This is a genomic window from Arthrobacter sp. NPDC080086 (assembly GCF_040702285.1).
Genome location: NZ_JBFBKP010000121.1, coordinates 1 through 8,017 on the forward strand (window position 1 = coordinate 1; position 8,017 = coordinate 8,017).

The following is an 8,017-nucleotide window of genomic DNA, read 5'->3' on the forward strand; positions in this document are numbered from 1 at the left end:
ACGTCGTGCGCCCGACGGCGGCCCGCGCCGCCGCCTAAGCCCGCCGCTCAGGCCCCGGCCGATCAGCGCGCACCGGGCACGGCAAAGGCCCCCGCAGTCGTGACTTGGTCACGCCTGCAGGGGCCTTGCGAGGCGGTGGGCTCCGCCGGCTTCGCGGCTTAGGCGAAGTCGGACACGGCCGGGTCGGGGCCGATCCGGCCGGCACCCTCGGCGGTGCGGTCCAGGCCGTTGATGGCCTGGATGTCCGTCTCGTCCAGGCTGACATCGAGGGCCGCGTAGTTCTCGCGGATCCGGGACTCGGTGACGGACTTGGGGATCACGACGTTGCCGATGGCCAGGTGCCAGGCGATGACCACCTGAGCCGGGGTGGCATCGTGCTTGGCGGCGATCTCCTTGATGACAGCGCTCTCCAGCAGCTCTCCGCCCTGACCCAGCGGCGACCAGGCCTGGGTGAGGATGCCGTTGGCGGCACCGAACTCGCGCAGGTCAGCCTGGTTGAAGAACGGGTGCAGCTCGATCTGGTGGATGGCCGGGACGACGCCGGTGGCGTCGATAAGTTCCTGCAGGCCTTCCTTGGAGAAGTTGGAGACGCCGATCGACTTCACGCGGCCCTGCTTCTGGAGCTCGATGAGCGCCTTCCAGGTGTCCACGTACTTCTGCTGCTTGGGCTGCATCCAGTGGATCAGGTACAGGTCCAGGGTTTCCAGGCCAAGGCGCTCCATGGATTCCTCGAACGCCTTCAGGGTGGATTCGTAGCCCTGGTCCGAGTTCCACAGCTTGGTGGTGATGAAGATTTCCTCCGGCTTCAGGCCGGAGCTGGCGATCGCGCGGCCGACGCCGGCCTCGTTTCCGTAGATCTTGGCGGTGTCGATGTGGCGGAAGCCGGCCTCAAAGGCCTGGCCTACGACCTTTTCCGCGACGTCGTCCTCGACCTGCCACACGCCGTAACCGAGCTGAGGGATGGTGTTGCCGTCATTGAAAGTCAGTTCAGGTGAAGAAGTCATTGTTGTATCCTGCCAAGCCCGCGGCCCGGACACCAGCGTTCCGGGCGCCGCTAAGCTAGCCGCTTAACCCGGAATATCCGCACGCCCTGCGGTGGCGTGGGCGGCGGGCCACGTCAGGAGGCTGCGGCGAGCTGCCGTTCGGCGTCTTCAACGTGTTCAACGACGTTCTCGGCACGCCGGCGCACCGACGCCGCGCCCACCGGGACCGGGCCCACGGCCAGGCGCAGCATCGCGGCCGCCTCCGCCGTCATGGCCAGCGAGTTCCCCGCCGTCGACAGTGCCCGGTGTACCGCGGCGAGGTTTCCCGGAATGTCCAGGCCCTCGCTGGGCGAGCGGCGCTGGGCCTCCGTGCAGACCGCGCGGACCCGGACGGCGAGGTCGGAGAGTTCGTTGGCGATCTCGACGAGTTCCGCGTACAGCGTCTCGTCCTCGACGCCTTCGAGCACCTGGTGGTAGCGGTCCAGGCCGCGGACGAAGCGGTCGTGGGCGCGCCGCCAGAGGCCCTTGCCGAGTTCGGCGTCGTCCTTGCGGCCCTGCCGTGCGGCGCTGAAGAATCCCATGGCTCCCTAGAGGTACTGGCCCGGGCCGTGGTCCGGGTCCGCTGGCTGGGCCGGATCCGCGCCCGGCCGCGGCTCCGCTGCCCGCTGCGGTTCGCCGTTCTCGCCGATGATGACGCCGGGGGCGATCATGGTGCCGGGCGGCAGCTGGCGCAGCTGCATCTGCGCGGCGGCGTGTTCGCGGGCGGCGTGCTGGGCGGCGATGGCCGTCTGGATGCCGTGGAAGAGCCCCTCCAGCCAGCCGACCAGCTGGGCCTGGGCGATGCGCAGCTCCGCGTCGGAGGGTGCCCCGTTCTCGCCGAAGGGCAGGTGGATCCGTTCCAGTTCCTGGACCAGTTCGGGGGCAAGCCCGTCCTCAAGCTCACGGATGGAGCGTTCGTGGATTTCGGCGAGCCTGACCCGGGCGGCGTCGTCCAGCGGGGCGGACTTCACCTCGTCCAGCAGCTGCTTCAGCATGGTCCCGATCCGCATGACCTTCGCCGGTTCGTCCACCAGGTCCTGGACGTGGCTGCCCCGCGGCCGGCCGGGTGCGGCCGCCTCGGGGGTCTGACTGCCGGACGCCCCGTCCGGAAGGGTGGTCTCGGGTGTGCCCGCGGGGGTGGCGATGCCCTCAACGGGGGTGTCCTCGCCGGGCTGCGCGTCGGTCGGCTCGCTCATGGCTTCATACTCTCACGCGGATCCGGACTCGGTAGGGCTTCATGACGCCGGGGCACGTCACGCGTTCGCCCACAGCCGCCCGCCGCCGGAAGATTGCGGAAGATGCGCCGGGACGACGCCCGGACACGCAAAAGCGCCGCCGGGGAACACGGGGTTCCCCGGCGGCGCCGTCGTGGATCAGGCCCGGCCCTAGCAGCACCGGCCCTGCGGGTTGGTGTCCTGGCGGTCCGTGTGGTCCCGCCAGAATTCCCGCTCGGTGAGCGGGGGCCCGGTGTGCCCGGAATCCCGGTGGTGTTCCAGGTACTTCCGGTACGCGTCGGCCCCGAGGACGCCGCTGAAGTAGCCGGCGAAACCGCGCAGGCCCGTGAGGAGCGCATTCATGGCCGGCTCCGTTAGTGCCGCGCCGAGTGTTCGAGCCGGCGGTCGGCGGGCAGCTTGTCCCACTCGGCCTGCAGCTCCCGCTCCGCCGGGGTGGGTAAGACGCCCGCGGGGGCGAAGACGCGCGACGGCTGCGCGGGGTCCTCGTACTCGACGTTGGCGATGCCCTTGGCGGCGTTGCGGTAAGCCTTCACGGCGGCGATCACGGCGGTGATGATGACGATGATGCTCAGCACCACGAAGATCACCGAAAGCCAGCCCTGGATCATGGTGTTGCGGACCACCGCTTCCATGGCCGCCGTCGTCTTCGCCGTCCCGAAGGAGGTCTTGCCGTCGGCCAGGGCCTTGGCGAACGCCGCGTTCTGGGCGAAGTAGCCCACCGCCGGCACCGGGGAGAAGATCTTGTAGAAGCTGGCGGTGATGGTCACGACGGCCGCGAAGGCCAGCGGGAGTGCCACGATCCACAGGTACTTGAACGTCCCGCGCTTGGCGACAATGGCCAGCACGACGGCGAGGGCGATCGCGGCCAGCAGCTGGTTGGCGATGCCGAACAGCGGGAACAGCGTGTTGATGCCGCCCAGCGGATCGGTGACGCCCATCAGCAGCACGGCGCCCCAGGCCAGCACCATGACGGCGGTGGTCAGCCACGCACCGGGCCGCCACGAGTGGTCCTTGAACTTGGGGACGAAGTTGCCGATCGAGTCCTGCAGCATGAAGCGGGCCACGCGGGTACCGGCGTCGACGGCGGTGAGGATGAACAGCGCCTCAAACATGATGGCGAAGTGGTACCAGAACGCCATCATGGCGGTGCCGCCGATGAACTGCTGCATGATGTGGGCCAGGCCGACGGCCAGCGTCGGGGCGCCGCCGGAGCGGGAGATGATGCTTTGCTCCCCCACGTCCTTGGCGGTCTGGGCGAGCACGTCGGGGGTGATGTTGACCCCGGCCAGGCCCAGGCTGTTGACCCACTGCGCGGCCGTTTCCACGGTGCCGCCGGTCAGCGCCGTCGGGGCGTTCATGGCGAAGTAGATGCCGCGGTCGATCGAGATGGCCGCAACCAGCGCCATGATCGCGACGAAGGATTCCATCAGCATGCCGCCGTAGCCGATCAGGCGGGTCTGGCGTTCCTTCTCGATCAGCTTGGGCGTGGTGCCGGAGGAGATCAGGGCGTGGAAGCCGGAGAGGGCACCGCAGGCGATGGTGACGAACAGGAACGGGAACACGGCGCCGGAGAAGACGGGGCCGTTGTCGCGGGAGGCGAATTCGCTGAAGGCCGGGACGGTGATTTCGGGCCGGACCACGATGATGGCCAGGGCCAGCATCACGATCACGCCGATTTTCATGAACGTGGAGAGGTAGTCACGAGGGGCCAGCAGCAGCCACACGGGCAGGATCGCGGCGATGAAGCCGTAGATGATCAGGCCCCAGGCTATGGTGACCTTGTCCAGGTGGAAGAACGCCGCGCCCCATTCGGTGCCGGCGACGGCGCCGCCGCCGATGATGGCGGCCATCAGGAGTACGAAGCCGATGATGGAGACTTCCATGACCTTGCCGGGCCGGAGGTAGCGCAGGTAGACGCCCATGAACAGGGCGATCGGGATGGTCATGCCGACGGAGAAGACACCCCAGGGGCTCTCGCCGAGGGCGTTGACGACGACGAGCGCCAGGATCGCGACGATGATGATCATGATCAGCAGCGTGGCGATCAAGGCGGCGGTGCCGCCGATGACGCCGAGTTCCTCGCGGGCCATCTGGCCGAGGGACCGGCCGCCGCGGCGCATGGAGAAGAAGAGGACCAGATAGTCCTGGACGGCGCCGGCGAGGACGACGCCGATGATGATCCAAATGGTGCCGGGCAGGTAGCCCATCTGCGCGGCGATGACCGGGCCGACGAGCGGGCCGGCGCCGGCGATGGCGGCGAAGTGGTGGCCAAAGAGGACATTGCGGTCCGTGCGGACGTAATCCTTGCCGTCGGCCTTGTATTCGGCCGGGGTGGCGCGGCGGTCATTGGGCCTGGTGATGTACCGCTCGATGACCTTCGAGTAGAAGCGGTACCCGATCAGGTAGGTGCAGACGGAGGCGAACACGAACCAGATCGCGTTGACCGTCTCGCCGCGGATGATCGCCAGCATGAACCAGGCGACACCGCCCAGCAGGGCGATGGCGGCCCAGAGGGCAATCTTCCCCGGGGTCCACTTTCGTTCTTCCGCCTCGCGGACGGTCTCGTCAACGGCCGTCGGTGGCAGTCCCGGCACCGGCGTGATGCCGTCCTCGGGATCAGCGGTCTGTGGCCTGCCAGCTGGCATGGTGCCCATGTCTCCTCCTTGAGAAACCCATCGGACAGGCCAATGGTCAGACCTGCCCCATGGCACCTTACCAACGTGGCGCACCTCACGGGTCCCGGCGGCGACGCCGCGCACCGCACCGATCGCCGGACGGTAAAGACGCCGCGCCCAACGGCGGCTCAGGCGGGGCCGGTGAGCTGCATCAGGCGGGCCTCGCACAGGTCCAGCCAGCGCACCTCGGCCTCCGTCTGGAAGATCAGGGAGTCGAGCACCAGCAGGCGGGCGGTGTCAGCAAGCCGCGGTTGAGCGGCCGCGTCGCGGCGGGCCTTGGTGTAGTCCTGGAGCGCCCGGATGGACACGGCCCGCTGGGTCTGGATGATTCCGCCGACGTCGGCTCCCGGGAGCGTCAGGGCGAGGGCGAGTTTGATGGCCAGCTCGTTCCGCGGCGGGTTGCTGCGCCCCACCGGGGTCCGCAGCCAGGTCCGTACCTCATCGGCGCCCGCCGGAGTGAGGCTGTAGAGAATGTGGCCGGCGCCGTCGTCGCCGTCCCGGGAGATCATGCCGTCGCGCTCGAGGCGGTCGAGGGTGGTGTAGACCTGCCCGATGTTCAGCGGCCAGGCGGAGCCGGTGCGTGCGTGGAATTCCGTCCGCAGCTGGTAGCCGTAGCGGGGGCGGTCCTGCAGCAGCGCGAGCAGGCTGTGGCGGATAGACATGGTGTATCCGACGCTAGCAGGGCGACGGGATACACGCGCCCCAAGACGCGTGTATACCGTGCATGGAATTACAGTATCGTGATTCGCCCGCCGCCGCGTGCCGTGCTATGCCCGGAACGGCATGTTTCCGCTCACATGACCAGCAGGATCTTGCCCATGTGCTCGCCGGAGTCGAAGTAGCGGTGGGCCTCCCGGACCTGGTCCAGCGGGAAGGTCTTTGCCACCAGCGTCCGGACCTGCCCGTCCACCAGGAGCGGCCACACGGCGTCGCGAACCGCGTCCATGATGACGGTCTTTTCCTCCACCGGCCGGGGCCGCAGCGAGGTTGCGATGATCGCGGCGCGCTTGCGCAGCAACTGCCCCAGGTCCAGTTCCGCGGTGGTGCCGCCCTGGAGCCCGATCACCACCAGTCGGCCGTAGTCCGCCAGCGCCTCGATGTTCTTCGCGAGGTACTTGGCCCCGACGACGTCGAGGATCACGTCCGCCCCGTGGCCGCCGTTCTGCGCCTTGAGGCTCGCCGGGAAGTCCTCCTCGGCATAGTTGATCGCGATGTCCGCGCCCAGGAAGGCCTTGGCGGTTCCCAACTTCTCGTCGGTGCCGGCGGTGGTGGCCACGTGCGCCCCGAGCGCCTTGGCCATCTGGATGGCCATGGTTCCGATGCCGCCGGTGGCGCCGTGAATCAGGACGGTCTCGCCGGCGCGCAGCTGGGCGGTCATGACGAGGTTGGAGTACACGGTGGCCGCTACCTCGGGCAGGGACGCGGCGGTGACCAGGTCGACGCCGTCGGGGACGCGCAGCACCTGGCCGGCCGGCACGGCGACCTGCTCGGCGTAGCCGCCGCCTGCCAGCAACGCCACCACCTTGTCGCCCTGGGAGAAGGGCTTGGTGACACCGGGGCCGAAGCCCGCGATCCGGCCCGAGACCTCCAGCCCGGGAATCTCCGAGGCACCCGGGGGCGGCGGGTAGAACCCGCGGCGCTGCTGGACATCCGCCCGGTTTAGCCCGGCGGCCACGACGTCGATAAGGACCTCGCCGGGGCCGGGAACCGGCGCAGGAACGTCCCGCACCTCCAGGACCTCGGGTCCGCCGGGCTCTGAGATGTAGACAGCCTTCATGGAGTTCTCCGCTTCTTCACCGATGTCTTGCCTGCCCGCCGGCCACGGCCAGCCGTACGTGCACTTCCCCCAGCCTAGGACGCGGCGGGGGCTCCGGCGGGGACCATCAAGACTTTTGTGGCCGTCCGCCGACTATGAAAGACTACGCGGGAGGGAAGGTTGTCCGAGCGGCCGAAGGAGCTGGTCTTGAAAACCAGTGTGCGGTAACCCCGTACCAAGAGTTCGAATCTCTTACCTTCCGCGGGATGCGCCCAGTGCGCGCCAAGAGGCCGGTGGCCGCAGCTGAGAGGCTGCGGGCACCGGCCTTTCCCGTACCGGGGCAGTCTTTGGACGGTTTGGACGCCTCCGACACGGAAAAATGCGGACGGCCGGTTTCGGGGCGGGCACGGGCGGTGGACCTACGGTGGACCTAAACCACGAAAGGACGCCCCTATGACCTGCGACGGCTGCAGCACTGCCGCGAAACTCGACTTCGATTTCAGCATGGCTTTTCAGCCCATTTACGACGCCGTCGCCGGCCGGGTATGGGGCTACGAGGCACTGGTGCGCGGGCTCGCCGGCGAGGGCGCCTACTCGGTCCTGTCCCAGGTCTCCCCCGAACAGAAGTACCGCTTCGATCAGGACTGCCGGGTCAAGGCCATCGAACTCGCCTCACGCCTGTTCCCGGCGGACGAGCCCCTGATGCTCTCTATCAACTTCATGCCGAACGCCGTCTACGAGCCGGCCGCCTGCCTGCGCGCCACACTGTCCGCCGCCCGGCGGAACAACTTCCCGACGTCGGCCATCATGTTCGAGTTCACCGAGAACGAAGAGGTGGCGGATACCGCGCACCTGCAGAAGATCATCACCGAATACCGCAAGCACGGCTTCACCACCGCCATCGACGACTTCGGCGCCGGGCATGCAGGCCTGGGCCTGCTGGTGGACTTCCAGCCGGATCTGCTCAAGATCGACATGAAGCTGCTGCGCGACGTGGACACCAGCCCGGCACGGCAGGCCGTGGTGGACGGGATCGTCGCCATCGCCGGGAAACTCGACATCACCGTATTGGCCGAGGGCATCGAAACCGAGGCCGAGTACCTGATGCTGAAGGCCGCCGGCATCCGCCTCTTCCAGGGATACTGGTTCGCCAAGCCCGCCTTCGAGGAACTGCCCGCCGTCCGTGACCTGCACGAGGTTCCCGCCGTCGCGTAACCGCATCGCCGCATCATAGGGCGATAGTGCCCGTGGGCGGACCGGCCGTCGGCGGACCGGCAGGTAAGCGCGAAAGAGGGCCGCGGGTGGGGGGAAAATCAGGGACACGCGGGG

Annotated in this window: 8 protein-coding genes and 1 tRNA gene; 2 read left to right on the forward strand and 7 right to left on the reverse strand. The window is 68.5% G+C overall.

Annotation, left to right across the window (positions count from 1 at the left end):
- Positions 1–158 precede the first annotated feature (158 nt).
- The 7 genes from AB0305_RS21870 to AB0305_RS21900 all read right to left on the reverse strand — a co-directional run bounded on the left by AB0305_RS21870 (position 159) and on the right by AB0305_RS21900 (position 6,709).
- The gene (locus AB0305_RS21870; protein WP_364136616.1) at positions 159–1,004 is read right to left on the reverse strand and encodes an aldo/keto reductase; all 846 of its coding nucleotides are present in this window, start codon (positions 1,002–1,004) and stop codon (positions 159–161) included.
- A gap of 113 nt (positions 1,005–1,117) precedes the next feature.
- Positions 1,118–1,564, reverse strand: a complete 447-nt coding sequence (locus AB0305_RS21875) for a hypothetical protein (RefSeq protein ID WP_290256514.1) — start codon at positions 1,562–1,564, stop codon at positions 1,118–1,120.
- A 6-nt stretch (positions 1,565–1,570) separates the two neighbouring features.
- Positions 1,571–2,218 (reverse strand): bacterial proteasome activator family protein, encoded by a 648-nt coding sequence (locus AB0305_RS21880; RefSeq protein WP_290256515.1) that lies wholly within the window; start codon positions 2,216–2,218, stop codon positions 1,571–1,573.
- Positions 2,219–2,407: 189 nt separating this feature from the next.
- Positions 2,408–2,599: a YbdD/YjiX family protein gene (locus AB0305_RS21885; protein WP_364136614.1), complete on the reverse strand. Its 192-nt coding sequence runs from the start codon at positions 2,597–2,599 to the stop codon at positions 2,408–2,410.
- An 11-nt stretch (positions 2,600–2,610) separates the two neighbouring features.
- Positions 2,611–4,911, reverse strand: coding sequence for a carbon starvation CstA family protein (locus AB0305_RS21890; protein WP_364136612.1), 2,301 nt, complete (start codon positions 4,909–4,911; stop codon positions 2,611–2,613).
- A gap of 149 nt (positions 4,912–5,060) precedes the next feature.
- A complete protein-coding gene (locus AB0305_RS21895) occupies positions 5,061–5,594 on the reverse strand; it encodes a PadR family transcriptional regulator (RefSeq protein WP_364136610.1) in 534 nt (177 codons plus the stop codon).
- Positions 5,595–5,725: 131 nt separating this feature from the next.
- On the reverse strand, positions 5,726–6,709 hold the full coding sequence (locus tag AB0305_RS21900; RefSeq protein ID WP_364136608.1) for an NAD(P)H-quinone oxidoreductase: 984 nt from the start codon (positions 6,707–6,709) through the stop codon (positions 5,726–5,728).
- Between the two features lie 153 nt (positions 6,710–6,862).
- On the opposite strand from AB0305_RS21900, the gene AB0305_RS21905 reads away from it, so the two are divergent.
- A tRNA-Ser gene (locus AB0305_RS21905) sits at positions 6,863–6,950 on the forward strand.
- Between the two features lie 242 nt (positions 6,951–7,192).
- Complete coding sequence (locus AB0305_RS21910; protein ID WP_364136606.1) at positions 7,193–7,903, forward strand: EAL domain-containing protein; 711 nt, start codon at positions 7,193–7,195, stop codon at positions 7,901–7,903.
- Positions 7,904–8,017: the final 114 nt, after the last annotated feature.